The organism is Stenotrophomonas sp. NPDC077420, assembly GCF_044543385.1.
In the GTDB taxonomy this organism is placed as follows: Bacteria; Pseudomonadota; Gammaproteobacteria; order Xanthomonadales; family Xanthomonadaceae; genus Stenotrophomonas.
Genome location: NZ_JBITVZ010000020.1, coordinates 49,826 through 69,995 on the forward strand (window position 1 = coordinate 49,826; position 20,170 = coordinate 69,995).

Sequence of the window (20,170 nt, forward strand, 5' to 3'; positions counted from 1 at the left end):
TACACTGCCGGTTGCGCTTGCGGAAACGTGCCCGTGGTTTCTAGCTGGATCCTGCTGCTGGTGTCGGTGGCCTATGCCGCGCTGCTGTTCGGCGTGGCCTGGTGGGGCGACCGACGGCCGATGTACCCCGACCGCCCGTGGCTGCGCCCGGTGGTCTACAGCCTGGCGCTGGCGGTGTACTGCTCGTCGTGGACCTTCTACGGCGCGGTGGGTACGGCGGTGCGCAATGGCATCGGCTATCTGCCCATCTACCTCGGTCCGTTGCTGCTGCTGCTGTTCGGCTGGCGCATCATCGAACGCCTGGCGCTGATCGCACGCAGCCAGAACGTGGTCTCCATCGCCGATTTCATCTCCTCGCGCTTCGGCCGCTCGCGGCGGCTGGCCGCGCTGGTGGCGGTGATCGCGCTGATCGGCATCATTCCGTACTTGGCGCTGCAGTACAAAGCCGTGGCGATGAGCCTGCAGGTGCTGACCGGCAACGTCGGCCCGACCGGCTATTTCAGCGACCCGGCGCTGTATGTGGCGCTGCTGATGGCCCTGTTCGCCACCCTGTTCGGCACCCGCCAGGTGGATGCCACCGAGCACCATCACGGCATGATGCTGGCCATCGCGCTGGAATCGATGATCAAGCTGATCGCGATGGTGGCGCTGGGCCTGTTCGCGTACCTGTGGCTGGCCGACCGGGGCGAGACCGTGGTGCGCAGCGCGCACACGCTGTTCACCGGCCTGCCGCCGGTGGGCTTCATTTCGCAGACCCTGCTCAGCTTCCTGGCGATCATCTGCCTGCCGCGCCAGTTCCACGTGGCAGTGGTGGAATGCGGCGACGTGCGCGACGTGCGCCGCGCACGCTGGATGTTCGGCGGCTACCTGGTGGTGATCTCGGCGATGGTCATTCCGATCGCCACCGCCGGCGTCACCCTGTTCGGCACCGGCGGCAGCGTGGCCGACGACAGCATGGTACTGGCCCTGCCGCTGGCCGAAGGGCGCAAGTTCCTGGCCCTGGTGGCTTACGTGGGTGGCTTCTCGGCCGCCACCGGCATGGTCATCGTGGCCTCCATCGCGCTGGCCACCATGGTCAGCAACGACCTGGTGATGCCGGTGCTGCTGCGCCGCAGTGGCGACCACGAAGAGGCAGCCGAGGTCGCGTCGCGGGTGCTGTGGATCCGCCGCCTGGCGATCCTGCTGCTGGCGATGGCGGCCTACAGCTACTACCGCGGCAGCAGCAACGACAGCACCCTGGCCTCGTACGGGCTGATGGCCTTCGCGGCGGTGGCGCAGTTCGCGCCCGGGTTGATCGGCGGCCTGTACTGGCGCGGTGCCAGCCGCCGCGGCGTGGAGGCCGGCATCCTGCTTGGCTTCGGCACCTGGATCTACACGCTGCTGCTGCCGGCGCTGACCCACGCCGGCTGGACCGACCCGCGCTGGCTGCGCGAGGGACCGTTCGGCATTGCCTGGCTGCAGCCGCAGGGCCTGTTCGGCATGGCCGGCTGGGACCCGCTTACCCATGGCACCTTCTGGTCGCTGCTGGTCAACGCCGCCGCGATGCTGCTGGTGTCGGTGCGCTGGCGCCCCGGCGTGGACGAGCGGCTGCGTGCGGCGCCGTTCCTGGACCCGTATGCGCAGCGTCCGTCGGTGGCCGGCGCCTGGCCCGGGCATGTGCACGTAGGTGACCTGCTGGCGCTGGCCTCGCGCGTGGTCGGCGATCGCCACGCGCGCCGATCGTTCGTTGAACAGGCGCAGTCGCTCGGTCACGAGCTGCAGGCCTCGGCCGCCGCCGACCGCGCCTGGGTGCAGTTCACCGAGCGCCTGCTGGCCGCCTCGATCGGCGCGGCCTCGGCCCGCCTGCTGCTGACCAGCCTGCTGCGCGGTTCGGGCATGGACCTGGGCGAGGTGGTGGCGGTGCTGGACGAGGCCGGCCAGGAACTGCGCTTCAACCGCGAGATCCTGTCCACCACGCTGGAAAACATCAGCGCCGGAGTCAGCGTGGTCGACCCGGACATGCGCCTGACGGCCTGGAACCGGCGTTACCAGCAGATGTTCGGCTACCCCGACGGCATGCTGTATGTCGGCCGACCGGTGGCCGACCTGATCCGCTACAACGCCGAGCGTGGCGAGCTGGGCGAGGGCGACATCGACGTGCAGATCAACCGGCGCATTGGTTACATGCGCGCCGGATCGCCGCACATCTTCGAACGTACCCGCAGCGACGGCCGGGTCATCGAAATGCGCGGCCAGGCCTTGCCCGGCGGCGGTTATGTGACCAGTTACAACGACATCACCGACTACAAGCACGCCGAAAACGCGCTGCTGGAAGCCAACGAGACCCTGGAACAGCGCGTGGCCGAGCGCTCGCACGAAGCCGAAGTGGCGCAGCAGTCCAAGACCCGGTTCCTGGCCGCGATCAGCCATGACGTGCTGCAGCCGCTGAACGCAGCGCGCCTGTTCGCCTCGGCGCTGCGCGACAGCCACCACAACAACGACGAGCAGCGGCACCTGGCCGAGCGCGTGGATGCATCGCTGCGTGCCGCCGAAGAACTGCTGGACGGCCTGCTGGACGTGTCGCGGCTGGACGCGGGCGGCCTGCACCCGGTGATCGGCGACTTCGACGTGAGCCTGCTGATGCGCGAACTGGCTGCGCAGTACTCGCCAGTGGCCGCCGGGCGCGGCCTGCGCCTGGACCTGTTCGCACGCCCGGCCTGGGTGCGCAGCGACCGGCGCCTGCTGCGCCGGGTGCTGCAGAACTTCATGGCCAACGCGCTGCGCTATACCCGCCAGGGCCGCATCGTGCTGGCGGTGCGCCACCGCGGCGAGGAGATCGAACTGCAGGTGTGGGATACCGGCCCCGGCATCCCCGAGCACCACATGCAGCAGATCTTCAACGAATTCCACCGCTACCAGCAGCCGTTCGACTGGGGCGAACAGGGGCTGGGCCTGGGCCTGTCGATCTGCCAGCGCATCTCGCGCCTGCTTGACCATCGTCTCAATGCGCGCAGCCAGGTCGGCAGCGGCAGCATGTTCTCGATCCTGCTGCCCCGTGCGCAGGTGCCCGATCTGCCGGCCAGCGACGCGCAGGCCAGCGTGCCCGAACACAGCACCCGCACCGATTCGCTGGCCGGCATGCGCGTGCTGTGCGTGGACAACGACCAGGAAATCCTCGACGGCATGCGTGCGCTGCTGGGCCGCTGGCAGGTGCAGGTGATCACCGCCAGCACCGTGGACCAGGCCCTGGAGGAAGTGGGGGCGCAGCCGGACGTGATGCTGGTGGACTACCACCTGCACGACCGCCTGGATGGCCTGGATACGCTGGTGGCGCTGCGCGAGCGGGCCGGAAGCGACATTCCCGGTGCCCTGCTCACCGCCGATGGTCGTGACGAGCTCAAGCGCATGGCGCGCGAGCGCGGTTACCGCCTGCTGACCAAGCCGATCAAGCCGGCTTCGCTGCGCGCGTACCTGGCGGCGCATTCGACCTTGAAAGGGTGAATCCGACAGGCGCGGTCCTGCTGCGCCATCGCGCTGTCTATGCTGCGCGGCCCACTCCACCGCTGCGGAGCTGCCGTGCCCATTCCACCGTTGCGCGACCTTCTCGTCACACCGTTGCATTCCGGCGCGGCGATTCCGCTCGCGGGCACGCTGGGAGCCGTGGTCGGTGCAGGATTCGAGCTGGCGTTCCGCGGCTGCACCAATGCCGCCGGCCCGGCGTGGGGCGTTGCCGGGCTCGTGAAGCCCGCGTTGATTTCCGGTTGGATGGGGATCGGCTGCGCCAATGCGATGCGATGGTTGGACCCTGAGAAGCCGTCGCGACAGCTGCAGCCGCATGAGCGGGCGCTGGTCGACTACCCCGCGGTGCGCCAGCGCCTGCGTGATGCGGGAACCAGCGTGGAAGACCTGGACGCGTTGAAATCGCTCGCCCGCCAGCTGGAAACCGAGTTCGGTCGGATGATCACCCAGTTCAACGACTATTGCCGCAGCCGTGAGGTAACGCCGAATCCGCTGATGGCCGGCGTCATTCGTCATTTCTACCTGACCCACTGTGGCGAGCGCGGCGTGATGCTGCTGAGCAGGCTCAGCGCCACCGCGTGCTATCTGGTGGCGGCGCGTGCGGAGCACGGCCGCGCTATCGCGGACGCGCTGAACCAGCCGGGCGTCCGCGCCGGCACCGTGCTGCGCCGCCTGCGTTGCCCGTACCTGCGCGTGGATCTGGCCAATGCCGCGCTGCGCGATGCCTGCGCCTTCACCACCGAAGAACACGACGGCGAAATGCACGTGCATCCTGCGGAAACCCGATTCGACATTGGACCGCTGGTGGAGGTGACCCACCGCAGGACAACCGGCCAGTCCTGCCTGTCGCGCGCGACGGCGCCGGCGACCCTGCCGCAGGCACCCGCCCTGCGCCGTCGTGGCAGCGTGGTGGTGACCCGTGGTCCACGGCTGCTCAAGCGCCTGGACGAACTCGCCCTGCCGGCCGACAGCCGCACCTGGCGGGAGCTGAACAGGATCGAGGCAGATCTCGCGGCACAGCGACCCTGCGGGCATCCCGTTTCCCACAAGGGCAAGGACTACATGTCGTGCGACATCCATCTGGACGGTCGCCTGGCACCGGGCCGCAATCGGTGGCGCCTGCTCTACTGGCGCGTCCCGGGAGGCTTCCGCCTGGAAGACATCGACGATACCCACGGGCCCCGCACGTAGCGCCGCCCGGCAACCCGTCAGCCCACGGCACCACTGAGGTGTTCGTACAGAATCGCGCTGCCAACCAGGATCAGGATCACGCCGCCGGCGATCTCCGCACGCTTGCCGATCATGTCGCCCAGTACCCGCCCCAGCAGGATGCCGGTAGTGACCATCACCAGCGTGCACAGGCCGATCACCGCCGCCATCACGCCGATGTGCACGTCCAGGAAGGCCAGGCCCACGCCCACCGCCATCGCATCGATGCTGGTGGCAAACCCGGTCACGGCCAGGTGCCAGAACCCGTGGTGCCTGTCCGGGTCTTCGTCGGCGTCGTCCGTGTCCGGCTTCAGCCCGTTGATGATCATGTGCACGCCCAGCGCACCCAGCAGCACGAAGGCGATCCAGTGATCGAAGGCTTCCACGTAGGAGGAGGCGGCGCGGCCGAGCAGCCAGCCGATCACCGGGGTAAGGCCTTCGATCACACCGAAAATGAGGCCGGCGCGCAGGGCATCGGCAACGCGTGGCCTGCGCATGGCAGCGCCCTTGCCGATCGCCGCGGCGAAGGCGTCGGTGGACATGGCAAAGCCGATCAACAGCATCGAAATGGGGGACATCACGCGACAGTGCAGGTTGGGCCATGACGGACAACGGTCCGCGTTCGCGCCCAACCTGTCGTTGCGCACGCGGACCGCTGGTCTCGCCAACCATCACTGGCTGCCCGCACCACGGCGCACCGGCCGAGCATGTTGATGCGGGCGTTTCCTTCAGCAGGAAACAGGCTACTCCCCAAGGGGACGCGAAGCTTAGCACCGCGAATGCGGCTTATCCCCGGACCACGCGAATTGCGCAGGGAATGCTGGGATGTATAGCTTCGGCTATAAGCCGAAGCAGGTAGAGCGGACTGTCAGTCCGCTGCACGTCTCCGCACCCGACGGTAGAGCGGACTGTCAGTCCGCTGCATGTCTCCGCAGCCGACGGTAGAGCGGACTGTTAGTCCGCTGCCTGTGTCCGCAGCCGACGGTAGAGCGGACTGTTAGTCCGCTGCCTGTGTCCGCAGCCGGCGGTAGAGCGGACTGTTAGTCCGCTGCCTGTGTCCGCAGCCGACTAACAGTCGGCTCTACCTCCACCAGAAGCAACCACGCCACCTGCGATCATTCCTCTTCCGGCGGCAACACCAGCGGCTCATCGTCCAGGGTCAGCTTGCCGGCCATCAGCACCGCCTGGGTACGGTTGGTCACGCCCAGCTTGCGCAGGATGGCGGTCACGTGCGCCTTGATCGTCGCCTCGGAGACATTCAGGTCGTAGGCGATCTGCTTGTTCAACCGCCCCGCGCCGAGCATCTGCAGCACACGGAACTGCTGCGGGGTGAGCTCACGCAACCGCTGCCCCACTTCGCGCTCCTCACGCCCGGTCTGCGGCACGTTGTGCGCCTCGGGGGGCGCCCAGGTTTCACCGTCCAGGATCGCACCCAGCGCATGGCCGATCGTGTCCGAGTCGGCCGACTTGGGAATGAAACCGAACGCGCCGTGGTCCAGCGCCCGCCGCATCACGGTGGGCTCTTCGCGCGCGGATACCACCACCACCGGCAACTGCGGATGCAGCGCGCGCATGTGCACCAGCGCGTTGAAGCCCTGTGCGCCGGGCATGTTGAGGTCCATCAGCACCAGGTCGGCGTCGGCATGATCGTCGGCCAGCTGGTACAGCGCTTCCACGCTGTCGGCCTCATACAGCTGCACGCCCGGCATCACCCGCTGTACGGCGCCGCGCAGGGCTTCGCGGAACAGGGGGTGGTCATCGGCAATCAACAGGGTAGGCATGGGGGAGGTGGGGTCCAACTATTTGACCTTGCGTTCTTCAACCAGCGAGGCCACCACGGAAGGATCGGCCAGGGTCGAGGTGTCGCCCAGCTGGTCCGGGGCGTTCTCGGCGATCTTGCGCAGGATACGGCGCATGATCTTGCCCGAACGCGTCTTCGGCAGGCCGGGCGCCCACTGCAGGTGGTCGGGCGAGGCGATCGGCCCGATCTCCTTGCGCACCCACGCCACCAGTTCCTTGTGCAGCTCCTCGCTCGGTGTCTCGTCGGCCACCAAGGTCACGTAGGCGTAGATGCCCTGGCCCTTGATGTCGTGCGGGAAGCCGACCACTGCCGCTTCGGCCACCTTCGGGTGCGAGACCAGCGCGCTTTCCACTTCGGCGGTGCCGATGCGGTGGCCGGACACGTTGATCACATCGTCGACGCGGCCGGTGATCCAGTAATAGCCGTCCTCGTCGCGACGGCAGCCGTCACCGGTGAAGTAGCTGCCCGGATAGGTGCGGAAGTAGGTGTCGATGAAGCGCTGGTGGTCGCCGTAGACGGTACGCATCTGGCCCGGCCACGAATCGCGGATGATCAGGTTGCCTTCGGTGGCACCGTCCTTGATCTCGCCATCGGCGTTGACCAGGGCGGGCTGTACGCCGAAGAAGGGCAGGGTGGCCGAACCCGGCTTGAGGTCGGTGGCACCGGGCAGCGGCGAAATCAGGATGCCGCCGGTTTCGGTCTGCCACCAGGTGTCCACGATCGGGCATCGGCTGTCGCCGACCACCTCGTAGTACCAGCGCCAGGCTTCGGGATTGATCGGCTCGCCGACGCTGCCGAGCAGGCGCAGCGAGGCGCGCGAGGTCCGCTTGACCGGGGCATCGCCCTCGCGCATCAACGCGCGGATCGCGGTCGGCGCGGTGTAGAAGATGCTGACCTGGTGCTTGTCGATCACCTGCCAGAAGCGGGACGTGTCCGGGTAGTTCGGTACGCCTTCGAACATCACAGAGGTAGCGCCGTTGGCCAGCGGCCCATACACGATGTAGCTGTGACCGGTGACCCAGCCGACATCGGCGGTGCACCAGTAGATGTCGTCCTCGCGCAGGTCGAACACCGCTTCATGGGTGTAGGCCGCGTACAGCAGGTAGCCGCCGGTGGTGTGCAGCACGCCCTTGGGCTTGCCGGTGGACCCGGAGGTGTAGAGGATGAACAGCGGATCTTCGGCGTTCATCCGCTCCGGTTCGCACTGTGCCGGCTGCGGGTCCACCACGTCGTGGAACCAGCGGTCGCGCGGGGCCTGCATGTCGACCGCGCCGCCGGTGTGGCGCACCACCAGCACGGTTTCCACCGTGGTGGTGCCGGGCAGCTTCAGCGCGGCATCCACGTTGGCCTTCAGCGGAATCCTGCGGCCACCGCGCAGGCCTTCGTCGGCGGTGATGATCAGCTTGCTGCCGCAGTCGATCACGCGGTCGGCGATCGAGTTCGGCGCAAAGCCACCGAACACCACCGAGTGGATCGCACCGAGACGTGCGCAGGCCAGCATGGCCACGGCGGCGTCGACGATCATCGGCAGGTAGATGGTGACCCGGTCGCCCTTCTTGACGCCCAGGTTGCGCAGCGCGTTGCCGAGGCGGCAGGTGCGCTCGTACAGCTCGCGGTAGGTCACACCCTGCGACGGCGCATCCGGGCTGTCCGGTTCGAACAGCAGCGCGACCTTGTCGCCGCGCTTGTCCAGCTGGCGGTCCAGGCAGTTCACGCTGGCGTTGAGCTCGCCGTCTTCGAACCACTTGATCCGGAAATCGTCGAGCTGGTAACTGACGTTGCGGATCACGGTCGGCTTCTTGAACCAGTGCAGCCGCTCGGCCGCCTCGCCCCAGAACGCATCGGGAGTGTCCACCGATGCGCGGTAGAGCTGCTGGTAAGTGTTCTTGTCAATGCGCGCCTTCGCGGCAACGTCCGCCTTGACGGGGTAAAGATCGGCCATGGCACCCTCACTTGCACTAGGACTGGGTTGTGCGATCGCAGCATAACCCGCGATTGTTCCTGCCCAGTTTGCCGCATCCACTGCGTCGCGAGGTAAGGGAATGGTTAGACCATGGTCGTAAAAGCGTACCGACCAACGGTCGGTACCTACCCAGCTGCCTGCGGCATCTGCTGTCCGCCTTCGGCGTCCAGGTATCCGCCCCGGCGGGGCATAAGGCGTACCGACCAACGGTCGGTACCCACCCAGCTGCCTGCGGCATCTGCTGTCCGCCTTCGGCGTCCAGGTAGTCGCCCCTTGGGCGCCTACTACCAATTGCCAATAGCCCGGGTGCGTCAACCGGCCGCACGCTCGGCTCGACCGTGCACCCCACACGCGGCGATCACTTTGCCACCCGGGAGAGAGGGCAACATGAGTACCCGTATGTTGAAGACCATGCGCAAGCCGTTGGCGACCTGCCTGTTGGTCGCCCTGGTGGCGCCAGGCATGGCGTTTGCCGAAACCGCCAAAGAGAGGCAGCTGGAGGCGCGCGTTGCCGAGCTGGAGCGCCAGGTGCAGCTGCTGCTGTCCACCACCCAGCAGCAACAGACCCAGATCAGCCAGGCCCAGACCGACGTCACTGCGGTGAAGTCGGTGCAGGCCCAGCAGCCTGCGGTGGCGGCGGTGCCGGCCGGCAAGCAGCCGATCCAGGTCACCACCATCACCCCAGGCGCCGCGCCGGGTACCACGGTCAAGATCGGCGGTTTCATCAAGGCTGACTTCCTGGCCACCCAGACCGGCGACGGCCAGCTGGCCGACGATGCCACCGGCCGCGCGCTGTACCTGCCGGGCCAGACCCCGGTGGCCGGTGCCGGCGGCAGCGGCGAGCGTTCGGACGTGGACTTCAACGCCCACGCCAAGTTCTCGCGCTTCAACCTGGGCATCGACAACGTGTCGGACAAGGGCAACAAGGCCGGTGCGTTCTTCGAGATGGACTTCTTCGGCAACTCGCTGGGCAACCAGACCGCAACCAATACCTATGGCGTGACCCTGCGCCACGCGTACATGTACTGGAACAACTGGATGGCCGGCCAGACCTGGTCGAACTTCATGGACGCCGCCTCGCTGCCGGAAGCGGCCGACTTCGTCGGTCCCACCGACGGCGTGCTGTTCGTCCGCCAGACCCAGATCCGCTACACCAACGGGGGCTTCAGCGTCGCGCTGGAAAACCCGGAAACCACCGTGCTCACCGGTACCCGCAACCCGGTCACCGGCGCGTGGACCAACACGGCCAGCAACAGCGACCGCGGCTCGCTGCCCGACCTGACCCTGCGTTACGGCTGGAAGGGCGATTGGGGCACCTTCGGCGTCGGCGGTATCGTGCGCCAGCTGAAGGTCGACAACCAGGCCACCGGCGCCGACGCCGACAAGATCGGCGGCGGCCTGACCCTGGGCGGCAAATGGGTCATGGGCGGCAGCGACCAGCTGCACTACCAGATCAGCGGCGGCGAAGGCATCGCGCGTTACGTGGGCCTGGGCGTCACTGCCGATACGGCCTATGACGTGGCCCGCGACGAACTCAACCCCACCGGCGTGCTGGCCGGCTATGTCGGCTGGCGCCACGCCTTCACCCCGAAGCTGCGCACCAACCTGATCTACGCGCGCAGCGATTACGACAACGACAGCGTGCTGGGGCCACTGGTCACCAAGAGCGTGCAGAGCATCCGCGGCAACATCTTCTACACACCGATGCCCAAGGTCGATATCGGTGCGGAGTACATGTACGGCGTGCGCGAGATCGAAGATGGCCGCAAGGGCGACATCAACCGCGTGCAGTTCACCACGAAGTACAGTTTTTAAGCATGGGTGCCGACGCATTGTCGGCACCTGCCACCAATGATTGCTTCGGAGGGGAAGCGTCTTATGTCCACCACACCCGTACCTGCAAAAGCAGAACTTACCAAAGGCCACAAGAAGGTCATCTTCGCGTCCAGCCTGGGCACCGTGTTCGAATGGTATGACTTCTTCCTGTATGGCTCGCTGGCGGCGATCATCGCCAAGCAGTTCTTCAGCGGGGTCAACGAAACCACGGGCATGATCTTCGCCCTGCTGGCCTTCGCCGCCGGCTTCTTCGTGCGTCCGTTCGGCGCGGCGTTCTTCGGCAGCCTCGGCGACCGCATCGGTCGCAAGTACACCTTCCTGGTCACGATCCTGATCATGGGCATCTCGACCTTCCTGGTCGGCGTGCTGCCCAATTACGCCTCGATCGGCTTCGCCGCACCGGTGATCCTGATCGTCCTGCGCCTGGCCCAGGGCCTGGCGATGGGCGGCGAGTACGGTGGCGCAGCCACCTACGTGGCCGAGCATGCGCCGGCCGACAAGCGCGGCCTGTACACCAGCTTCATCCAGTGCACCGCCACGCTCGGCCTGTTCCTGTCGCTGCTGATCATCCTGGCCTGCCGCTACACGCTGGGCAATGAAGCATTCGAAGCCTGGGGCTGGCGCATTCCGTTCCTGGTGTCGATCATCCTGCTCGGCATTTCGGTGTGGATCCGCCTGCAGCTGAGCGAGTCGCCGCTGTTCCAGCAGATGAAGGCCGAAGGCAAGGGCTCCAAGACCCCGTTCCGTGACAGCCTCAAGGGCGGCAACCTCAAGCTGATGCTGCTGGTGCTGCTGGGTGCCGCGGCCGGCCAGGCCGTGGTGTGGTACGGCGGCCAGTTCTACGCCCTGTTCTTCCTGAGCAGCATGCTCAAGGTCGACGCCACCACCTCCTACCTGCTGATCGCGGGTGCACTCGCCCTGGGCACGCCGTTCTTCATCTTCTTCGGCTGGCTTTCGGACCGGATCGGCCGCAAGAAGATCATCCTGGCCGGCTGCCTGCTGGCTGCGGTGACCTACATCCCGGTGTTCAAGGGCCTGACCCACTTCGCCAATCCGGCCATTGAAGAAGCCCGCAGCAACTCGCCGGCCCTGGTCATCGCCGACCCGAACACCTGCTCGTTCCAGTTCGATCCGGTCGGCCTGCGCAAGTTCACCAGCTCCTGCGACGTGGCCACCGCCGCGCTGACCAAGGCCGGTGTGCCGTACGACGTGCAGCCTGCCGCCGCCGGTTCGCTGGCGTTGGTGAGCGTGGGCAACAGCCAGGTGACCTCGTTCGAGGCCGCGGGCCTGACCAAGGATGAGCTGAAGGCCAAGGGCGATGCCTTCGGCGGCGAACTCAAGGCCGCGCTGACCGAGGCGGGCTATCCGGCCAAGGCCGACAACGCGCGCATCAACATTGCCGGCACCGTGCTCATGCTGTGGATCCTGGTGCTGTACGTGACCATGGTCTACGGCCCGATCGCCGCCTACCTGGTCGAACTGTTCCCGACCCGCATCCGCTACACCTCGATGTCGCTGCCGTACCACATCGGCAACGGCTGGTTCGGTGGCTTCCTGCCGGCGATCTCGTTCGCGCTGGTGGCCGGCACCGGCAACCTGTACTACGGCCTGTGGTACCCGATCATCATCGCGCTGATGACGGTCGTGGTCGGCGGCCTGTTCCTGCATGAAACCAAGGGTGTGGACATCACCAAGTAACGGGGTGATGGCGTGAACCAGAAGGGCCGTGGCATTGCCACGGCCCTTTTTCGTTTGGGTCCGCGAGGACACGCCATGCGTGTCCTCGCGGTGCCAGTCATAACCATTGCTATATTCCGGCCATGGACCACCCCAACACCGACACTGCCGCCCTCCCGGCCATTCTGCATGCCCTGCGCCACGCCTGGCAGGCCAACCGCCCGTCACTGGAACAGCGCCGCAGCGACCTGCAGCGCCTGCGCGCCGCGCTGAAGGAGCGCCTGCCGCAGATGGCCGAGGCCATCGCCGCCGATTTCGGCCACCGCTCCACCCACGAGTCCCTGATCGCTGACGGCATGACCGTGCTCAACGAGATCGACCACCTGCTGCGGCACCTGCGTGGCTGGATGCGCCCGCACAGGGTCGGGGTCGGCTGGCGGTTCTGGCCGGCGCGGGCGCAGACCCGCGCAGTGCCGCTGGGCGTGGTCGGGGTGATCTCGCCGTGGAATTACCCGGTGAACCTGGCGCTGATTCCATTGGCGACCGCGATTGCCGCCGGCAATCACGTCATCCTGAAACCCTCCGAGCACACCCCGCGCACCAGCGCCTTCCTGCACGACCTGCTGGCGGAGGTGTTCCCTGCCAACCGGGTTGCGGTGGTGCAGGGCGATGCCGCGGTGGCCTCGTCGCTCGCCGGCTCGCCGCTGGACCACCTGGTGTTCACCGGCTCCACGGCGGTGGGCCGCAAGGTCATGGCCGCCGCCGCGCAGCACCTGATCCCGCTCACCCTGGAACTGGGCGGCAAGTCACCGGCGATCGTGTGCAGCGACTACCCGCTGGACAAGGCCGCCGCGCGGCTGGCCACCGGCAAGTGGTTCAACGCCGGCCAGACCTGCATCGCGCCGGATTATGTGCTGGTCGACAGCCGCCGCCAGCGCGAGCTGGTGCAGCAGCTGCAATCCCAGGTGCGCGCGCGCTACGGCGATTTCAGCACCACCGACGATTACACCCGCATCATCAATGAAGGCCAGCACCAGCGCCTGCTCGGCTACCTGGCCCAGGCGCGCGAACGCGGCGTGCCGGTGATCGAACTGGCCAGCATCGATCCCGAGCGAGCGCGCCGCGAGCGGCTGATCGTGCCCACCATCGTGCTCGATCCGCCGGCCGATCTGGACCTGATGCAGGACGAAATCTTCGGCCCGATCCTGCCGGTGTGCGCTTACCCCGACCTGGAGGCTGCACTGGAATCAGTGCAGGGCCGCGACCGGCCGCTGGCGCTGTACGTTTTCAGCGAACAGCGGCACGTGGTGGAGCGCGTGCTCGGCCAGATCGTGGCCGGCGGTGTCACCGTCAACGACACCCTGCTGCATTTCGCCATCAACGGCCTGCCGTTCGGCGGCGTCGGCCCCAGCGGGATGGGCGCCTACCACGGGCGTGCCGGGTTCGATGCGATGAGCAAGCAGCTGCCGATCCTGTGGCAGTCGCGGTGGGCGGCGAGCGATATGCTCAAACCGCCGTATTCACGCATTGCCGGTCTGCTCAGGGTGATTCTGCGCTGATGGGGGTACCGACCAACGGTCGGTACCTACCGGAGGAGCAGCACCGTTCTGCATGCGCCGCAGCCGAGGCTCGCGCGTTCGACCGGTAGGTACCGACCGTTGGTCGGTACGGAACCGCCAACCCGCTACAATGCGCCCATGAAAATCGCCTCCTGGAACGTCAACTCCCTCAATGTGCGCCTGCCGCACCTGGAACAGTGGCTCACCGCGTTCGCGCCGGACGTGGTCGGCATCCAGGAAACCAAGATGGAGGACCACAAGTTCCCCGACGCCGTCCTGGCCGGGCTGGGCTACCGCAGCGTGTTCGCCGGCCAGAAGACCTACAACGGCGTGGCGCTGTTGTCGCGCGAGCCGGCCCAGGACGTGCAGATCGGCATTCCCGGCTTCGAGGACGAACAGAAGCGGGTCATTGCCGGCACCGTCAACGGCGTGCGCATCATCAACCTGTACGTGGTCAACGGCCAGGACGTGGGCACCGACAAGTATGCCTACAAGCTGCGCTGGCTAGAGGCGGTACAGGCCTGGGTGGCGGCGGAGCTGCAGAAGTACCCCGAACTGGTGGTGCTGGGCGACTTCAACATCGCCCCGGACGCGCGCGATGTGCACGACCCGTTGGTCTGGAACGAGAACCACATCCTGACCTCCACCGCCGAGCGCGGCGCGCTCAACAAGCTGCTGCAGCTCGGCCTGCACGACGCCTTCCGCCTGCACAGCGAGGACGCGGGCGTGTTCAGCTGGTGGGACTACCGCGCCGCCGGTTTCCGCCGCGACCTGGGCCTGCGCATCGACCTGACCCTGGTCTCCGATGCGCTCAAGGCGCGTGCGCTGGCGTCGGGCATCGACCGCGAACCGCGCACCTGGGACCGGCCCAGCGACCACGCCCCGGCCTGGGTCCAGCTGGGGTGAAACGAACAAGGCCCGGCGGGTGCCGGGCCTTGCTGGAAAGGTGTAACGACCAACGGTCGTTACCTACCCTGGTGACAGGTCGTTACAAACCCTGTCAGGTCATCGAACGCTTCGGCGGGTGAAGAGGTTCACGATCGCCAGCAGGATGACCGCGCCGATCAGCGAATACAGGAACGACATCACCGTGATGCCATCGTTGATGTTGCCGCCGAACAGGAACCCGGCGATCAGGGCGCCGACGATGCCGACCACGATGTTGAGGATGATGCCCTGCTGCGCGTCGCGGCGCATGATGATGCTGGCCAGCCAGCCCACGATACCGCCTACGATCAACCAGATGATGATGCCCATGATGTTGACTCTCTCTGTGCGGTTAAGACGGGGCCAGTTGACGGCAACTTCCGTGAAACCGCCGTGTACTGGCCTTGCCGCGGTGTTCGCGTGAGCCTGCCTGCCACGCGTGACGGCCCTTGGCGGTTCGGCCCGGTCACTGTCTGGCGGTTGCCGCACGTGCCCGGCACCCGCGGCGAGCCGCAGGCCCGGGTACTGCTGGCCGAACAGCTGGGCGGTCGCCCCGAGACCCTGCCGCTGCAGCGCGATCGGCGCGGCCGCCCCGAACTGCACGGCCCGCTGGCCCATATCGGGACCGGCTGGAGCCACAGCCACGGCCTGCTGCTGGTGGGATGGGGTGAGGGGGTGCGGCTGGGCGTGGACCTGGAACCGCTGCGCCCGCGTCCCCGCATGGCCGAGATCATCGAGCGCTTCTTCCACCCGGCCGAGGTCGCCTGGCTGCTCGGGCTGGACGACACCGCCCGCCAGCATTGGTTCTTCCGCGTGTGGTGTGCCAAGGAAGCAATCCTGAAGGCGCAGGGGCAGGGCATTTCGTTCGGCCTGCATCGCCTGCAGCTGGCCCCGGGCGACGATGGCGCCCTGCACCTGGCGTGGTCCGACCCCGAGCTCGGCCCGGCCGAACGCTGGCACCTGCACGAATGGCAGGCCGCTGCCGATTTCCGTGCCGCGCTGGCCTGGCACGCGCTCTGATCGCACCGGATTCGCGCAATGCCAGCGGCGCCACCCTGCAATAATGGGCGCATGACCGAACATACGCTTCCGCCGGCCGTCGCCGCCGCACTTGAAAAGGGCCTGGCCGCCATGGGCCTGGATGCCGCCCTCGCGCCGCCGCTGCTGGCCTACCTGACCCTGCTGCACCGCTGGAACGGCACCTACAACCTCACCGCGATCCGCGACCCGCTGGAGATGGTGACCCGCCACCTGCTTGATTCGCTGGCCATGCAGCCGTTCCTGGCGCAGGGCACCCTGGCCGACCTCGGCACCGGCCCCGGGCTGCCCGGCATCCCGCTGGCGATCGCCCGCCCGCAGCTGCAGGTGACCCTGGTGGAGAGCAATGGCAAGAAAGCCCGCTTCATGCGCGAAGCGGTACGCCAGCTGGGCCTGGCCAATGCACGGGTGGCCGAATCGCGGGCCGAGGCGCTGGCCGAACCGGGCGCCTACGACCACCTTACCGCACGGGCGATGGACACCCTGGCCGGCATCATCGCCGTCGGCGGCCACCTGCTGCGACCCGGCGGCAAGCTGCTGGCCATGAAGGGGGTGTACCCGCATGACGAGATCGCCCAGCTGCCGGCCGGTTGGCAGGTGGAACAGGTGCTGCCGCTGCAGGTCCCCGGCCTCACCGGCGAGCGTCACCTGGTCGTGGTGGCCGGCCCATGAGGGGACCCTGCGCGCATCTCACAGTGCATGACACGGCCGCTGACCGCATAATGCCCAGTCCCACTCCCTGCCGATGAGGCTCACCCGCATGGCTCGCATCATCGCCATCGCCAACCAGAAAGGTGGCGTCGGCAAGACCACGACTGCCGTCAATCTGGCCGCCGCCCTGGCTGCTGCGCCCAAGCGCGTGCTGCTGGTCGACCTCGATTCCCAGGGCAATGCGACCATGGGCAGCGGCGTGGACAAGCGCGAAGTGGCCGCGTCCACCTGCGACCTGCTGCTGGGCGAAAGCAGCGCGGCGGACATCCGGGTGACCACGCCGGAAGGTTTCGACCTGTTGCCGGGCAACATCGACCTGACCGCCGCCGAGATCCAGCTGATGGACCAGGGCGAGCGCGAACAGCGCCTCAAGCGCGCGCTGGCGCCGATCCAGGAGGAGTACGACTTCATCCTGATCGACTGCCCCCCGGCGCTGTCGCTGCTGACCCTCAACGCGCTCGCCGCCGCCGATTCGGTGATCGTCCCGATGCAGTGCGAGTACTACGCGCTGGAAGGGCTGAGCGCGCTGGTGGAAACCATCGACGCACTGCGCGCCAACCTCAATCCCAGCCTGGAGATCGAGGGCGTGCTGCGCACCATGTTCGACGTACGCAACAACCTGGCCAATGCGGTGTCGGCCGAACTGACCGAGCACTTCGGCGACCGCGTGTTCCGCACCATCGTGCCGCGCAACGTCCGCCTGGCCGAAGCGCCCAGCCACGGCCAGAGCATCGTCGGTTACGACCGCGCCTCGCGCGGCGGCGTCGCCTACCTCGGCCTGGCCGGCGAGATCATCCGCCGCCACCACCAACGCAACACGGCCGGCAAGGCCATGGAGACCGCCTGATGAGCACCAAGCCCGCCCCCGGCAAGAAACGCGGCCTCGGCCGTGGCCTCGATGCGCTGCTGGGGCCCAAGGGCGCGGTGACACAGGTGCAGGCCGCGGCCGTGGTCGAACCGCTGCCGGGTGAAGTACTGCGCAAGCTGCCGGTCCAGCACCTGCAGCCGGGCAGGTACCAGCCGCGCCGCGACATGGACGAGACCAAGCTCGCCGAGCTGGCCGAGTCGATCAAGGCGCAGGGCGTGATCCAGCCGATCCTGGTCCGCCAGCTGGGCCAGGACAGCTTCGAGATCGTGGCCGGCGAACGCCGCTGGCGCGCCTCGCAGCTGGCCGGGTTGGACGAAGTGCCGGTGGTGGTGCGCGAGCTGGAAGACCGCACCGTCATCGCGATGGCGCTGATCGAAAACATCCAGCGCGAAGACCTCAACCCGCTGGAAGAAGCCGAAGCGCTGCAGCGGCTGATCAGCGAATTCGCGCTGACCCATGCCGAAGCCGCGCAGGCCGTCGGCCGTTCGCGCGCGGCGGTGTCCAACCTGCTGCGCCTGCTGGAGCTGCCGGTGGCGATCCGCCTGCTGCTGGAAACCCGCCGGCTGGAAATGGGCCATGCCCGTGCGCTGCTGACCCTGGCCCCGGAACTGGCCAGCAAGCTGGCCCAGGAAGCGGCCGACCAGGGCTGGTCGGTGCGTGAAGTGGAACACCGCGCGCAGCAGTTCGCGGCCGGCAAGGTCCCCGCCAACCTGCGCCGCAAGCCCAGTGCCAGCGCCCCGCAGGCGGACATCGCCTCGCTGGAAACCGAGCTGTCCGAATCGCTGGGCGCGCGCGTGGCGATCAACCATGGCCGCGGTGGCAAGGGCAAACTGATCATCCACTACACCGACCTGGACACGCTCGACGGCGTGCTCGAAAAGCTGCGCGTCCGCAAGGGCTGAGGCCATGACCGTCCTTGTCACCGGCGCGGCAGGCTTCATCGGTGCCAACACCGTGCGTGCCCTGCTCGATGCCGGGCACCGCGTGGTCGGGCTGGACAACTACAACGACTACTACGACCCGCAGATCAAGCGCGACCGCGTGGCCGCGCTGTGCCCGGACGCCGACATCCGCGTGCTCGACCTCACCGACCGCGACGGCCTGGCCGCGTTGTTCGACCAGGTGCAGCCCACCCGGGTGGTGCATCTGGCCGCCCAGGCCGGCGTGCGCTACTCGCTGGAAAATCCATACGCCTACGTGGACAGCAACCTCACCGGGTTCGTCAACATGCTGGAGCTGTGCCGCCACCGCGGCGTGGCCCACCTGGTGTATGCCTCCAGCAGCTCGGTGTACGGCGATTCGGCCACCCCGCCGTTCTCCGAAGACCAGCGTATCGACCAGCCGCGTTCGCTGTACGCCGCCACCAAGGCCGCCAACGAGCTGATGGCCTACACCTACGCCCAGCTGTATGGCCTGCATGCCACCGGCCTGCGCTTCTTCACCGTATACGGCCCGTGGGGACGCCCGGACATGGCACCGCTGCTGTTCTCGCGCGCGGTGCTGGCCGGGCGTCCAATCGAGGTGTTCAACGACGGAAAGATGCAGCGCGACTTCACACATGTTTCCGACATCGTCGCCGGTATCCTCGGCGCGCTGGCGCATCCGTCCGGCGAGGGCGTTCCGCATCGTGTCTTCAACCTGGGCAACCACACCCCGATCGAACTGGAACACTTCATCGGCGTCATCGAGGCGGCGGCCGGGCGACCGGCCCACAAGGTGTACAAGCCGATGCAGCCGGGCGACATGGTCCGCACCATGGCCGATACCCGGCGCGCGCGTGACGCATTCGGCTATGAGCCGGCCACGCCGATCGAGCGCGGCCTGCCCCCGGTGGTGGACTGGTGCCGCGATTATTTCGGGACCCGCGCCTGACGTACGCCGGCAGGTTCATCTTCGGATAACCTTGATCACGGAAAATGCGCGGTCGTTTTCACTCCTGGCCCCTCGCAGAGCCCGATCATGAGCCCACTCCAGTTGTCGGTCGTCGTTCCGGTATTCAATGAGCGCGACAACGTCCAGCCCCTGATCGAGGAGATCACCGCGGCGTTGCGCGGCCAGCTCGACTTCGAGATCGTCTACGTCGACGACCATTCGCGGGACGACACCCTGGCTGTGCTGGCCTCGCTGAAATCGAGCACCCCCGAACTGCGGGTGCTGCACCATGCCAGCCAGAGCGGGCAGAGCACGGCGGTGCGTAACGGTGTGAAACATGCGCGTGCGCCGTGGATCGCCACCCTCGACGGCGACGGCCAGAACGACCCGGCCGACATTCCGAAACTGCTGGCCGCGCGCAGCGCGGCGGCGGCCGAGGTCAAGCTGTTCGCCGGCTGGCGGGTCAACCGCCAGGACAGCGGCAGCAAGCGCTGGGCCAGCAAATGGGCCAACGCGATCCGGGCGCGCATGCTGCGCGACGACACCCCCGACACCGGCTGCGGCATCAAGTTGTTCGAACGCGCCGCGTTCCTGGACCTGCCGTACTTCGACCACATGCACCGGTACCTGCCCGCGTTGATGCAGCGGGCGGGCTGGAAGACGGTGAGCGTACCGGTCAACCACCGGCACCGGACCGCCGGGGTGTCCAAGTACAACAACCTGGGCCGCGCCTTGGTGGGCATCCGCGACCTGCGCGGGGTGGCCTGGCTGATCACCCGCAGCAAGCGCACGGCCGTGGAGGAACGGTGATGGAACTGCACTGGCTGGACCAACCGCTGAGCTGGCTGTTCTGGACCGGGTTGCACGTGACCGGCTGGAAGCTGATCGGCTACACCGGCGCGCTGATGTTCGGCGGTCGCTGGCTGGTCCAGTTCGTGGCCTCGCGCCGTGCCGGCAAGCCGGTGATCCCGCGCCTGTTCTGGTACATGAGCGTGGTGGGCAGCCTGATGACGCTGAGCTACTTCCTGTTTTCGGCCAAGCAGGACTCGGTGGGCGTGCTGCAGAACCTGTTCCCGGCATTCACCGCGTTGTACAGCCTGAAGCTGGACATCCAGCACCGCGGGTGGAAGCGGGATAAAGCCGAACACTGAGGGCTGCCAACCTCGCGGGTAACGGCCCGTACCCGGCCGATACCCGGCGCCTACCCGGTA

17 protein-coding genes and 1 riboswitch are annotated in these 20,170 nt (G+C 67.5%); of the genes, 13 read left to right on the forward strand and 4 right to left on the reverse strand.

The features are described 5' to 3' along the window. The first annotated feature begins 33 nt into the window (after positions 1–33). Both ACIGII_RS16845 and ACIGII_RS16850 read left to right on the forward strand, forming a co-directional pair. Positions 34–3,480: a NahK/ErcS family hybrid sensor histidine kinase/response regulator gene (locus ACIGII_RS16845; RefSeq protein WP_399640515.1), complete on the forward strand. Its 3,447-nt coding sequence runs from the start codon at positions 34–36 to the stop codon at positions 3,478–3,480. A gap of 75 nt (positions 3,481–3,555) precedes the next feature. Further along, entirely contained in the window at positions 3,556–4,689 is a 1,134-nt protein-coding gene (locus tag ACIGII_RS16850) for a hypothetical protein (protein ID WP_399640476.1), read from the forward strand. A gap of 17 nt (positions 4,690–4,706) precedes the next feature. Here the strand turns inward: ACIGII_RS16850 and mntP are convergent, their stop codons facing one another. The 3 genes from mntP to acs form a co-directional block, all read right to left on the reverse strand. After that, positions 4,707–5,285, reverse strand: a complete 579-nt coding sequence (gene mntP / locus ACIGII_RS16855) for a manganese efflux pump MntP (RefSeq protein ID WP_399640478.1) — start codon at positions 5,283–5,285, stop codon at positions 4,707–4,709. Positions 5,286–5,294: 9 nt separating this feature from the next. Continuing rightward, positions 5,295–5,465, reverse strand: a riboswitch (yybP-ykoY riboswitch). A gap of 357 nt (positions 5,466–5,822) precedes the next feature. Beyond that, on the reverse strand, positions 5,823–6,488 hold the full coding sequence (locus ACIGII_RS16860) for a response regulator (protein WP_399640481.1): 666 nt from the start codon (positions 6,486–6,488) through the stop codon (positions 5,823–5,825). Between the two features lie 18 nt (positions 6,489–6,506). Continuing rightward, positions 6,507–8,450 carry an acetate--CoA ligase gene (gene acs / locus ACIGII_RS16865; RefSeq protein ID WP_399640483.1) on the reverse strand — a complete coding sequence of 648 codons (1,944 nt, stop codon included), beginning with the start codon at positions 8,448–8,450 and terminating at the stop codon, positions 6,507–6,509. A 408-nt stretch (positions 8,451–8,858) separates the two neighbouring features. Here acs and ACIGII_RS16870 point away from each other — a divergent pair, with 408 nt between their 5' ends. The 4 genes from ACIGII_RS16870 (at position 8,859) to xth (ending at position 14,449) form a co-directional block, all read left to right on the forward strand. After that, the gene (locus tag ACIGII_RS16870; RefSeq protein ID WP_399640486.1) at positions 8,859–10,286 is read left to right on the forward strand and encodes a DcaP family trimeric outer membrane transporter; all 1,428 of its coding nucleotides are present in this window, start codon (positions 8,859–8,861) and stop codon (positions 10,284–10,286) included. Between the two features lie 63 nt (positions 10,287–10,349). Next, positions 10,350–12,005 (forward strand): MFS transporter, encoded by a 1,656-nt coding sequence (locus ACIGII_RS16875; protein WP_399640488.1) that lies wholly within the window; start codon positions 10,350–10,352, stop codon positions 12,003–12,005. 122 nt (positions 12,006–12,127) lie between these two features. After that, on the forward strand, positions 12,128–13,543 hold the full coding sequence (locus ACIGII_RS16880) for a coniferyl aldehyde dehydrogenase (protein WP_399640491.1): 1,416 nt from the start codon (positions 12,128–12,130) through the stop codon (positions 13,541–13,543). A gap of 138 nt (positions 13,544–13,681) precedes the next feature. Continuing rightward, on the forward strand, positions 13,682–14,449 hold the full coding sequence (xth, locus tag ACIGII_RS16885) for an exodeoxyribonuclease III (RefSeq protein WP_399640492.1): 768 nt from the start codon (positions 13,682–13,684) through the stop codon (positions 14,447–14,449). 99 nt (positions 14,450–14,548) lie between these two features. On the opposite strand, the gene ACIGII_RS16890 is transcribed toward xth, so the two are convergent. After that, positions 14,549–14,800, reverse strand: coding sequence for a GlsB/YeaQ/YmgE family stress response membrane protein (locus ACIGII_RS16890; protein ID WP_399640495.1), 252 nt, complete (start codon positions 14,798–14,800; stop codon positions 14,549–14,551). A gap of 90 nt (positions 14,801–14,890) precedes the next feature. Here ACIGII_RS16890 and ACIGII_RS16895 point away from each other — a divergent pair, with 90 nt between their 5' ends. From ACIGII_RS16895 to ACIGII_RS16925, 7 genes are all read left to right on the forward strand, one after another. After that, a complete protein-coding gene (locus ACIGII_RS16895; RefSeq protein ID WP_399640498.1) occupies positions 14,891–15,490 on the forward strand; it encodes a 4'-phosphopantetheinyl transferase family protein in 600 nt (199 codons plus the stop codon). Between the two features lie 51 nt (positions 15,491–15,541). Next, positions 15,542–16,180: a 16S rRNA (guanine(527)-N(7))-methyltransferase RsmG gene (rsmG, locus tag ACIGII_RS16900; protein ID WP_399640501.1), complete on the forward strand. Its 639-nt coding sequence runs from the start codon at positions 15,542–15,544 to the stop codon at positions 16,178–16,180. Positions 16,181–16,268: 88 nt separating this feature from the next. Then, complete coding sequence (locus ACIGII_RS16905; RefSeq protein ID WP_399640504.1) at positions 16,269–17,066, forward strand: ParA family protein; 798 nt, start codon at positions 16,269–16,271, stop codon at positions 17,064–17,066. After that, positions 17,066–17,989: a ParB/RepB/Spo0J family partition protein gene (locus ACIGII_RS16910; RefSeq protein WP_399640507.1), complete on the forward strand. Its 924-nt coding sequence runs from the start codon at positions 17,066–17,068 to the stop codon at positions 17,987–17,989. The genes ACIGII_RS16905 and ACIGII_RS16910 overlap by 1 nt, the downstream gene beginning before the upstream one ends. Positions 17,990–17,993: 4 nt before the next feature. After that, on the forward strand, positions 17,994–18,959 hold the full coding sequence (locus ACIGII_RS16915; protein WP_399640509.1) for an SDR family NAD(P)-dependent oxidoreductase: 966 nt from the start codon (positions 17,994–17,996) through the stop codon (positions 18,957–18,959). An 87-nt stretch (positions 18,960–19,046) separates the two neighbouring features. Further along, entirely contained in the window at positions 19,047–19,769 is a 723-nt protein-coding gene (locus tag ACIGII_RS16920; RefSeq protein WP_399640512.1) for a glycosyltransferase family 2 protein, read from the forward strand. Continuing rightward, the gene (locus ACIGII_RS16925; protein WP_068847856.1) at positions 19,769–20,110 is read left to right on the forward strand and encodes a lipid-A-disaccharide synthase N-terminal domain-containing protein; all 342 of its coding nucleotides are present in this window, start codon (positions 19,769–19,771) and stop codon (positions 20,108–20,110) included. Before ACIGII_RS16920 ends, ACIGII_RS16925 begins: the two co-directional genes overlap by 1 nt. Positions 20,111–20,170 lie beyond the last annotated feature (60 nt).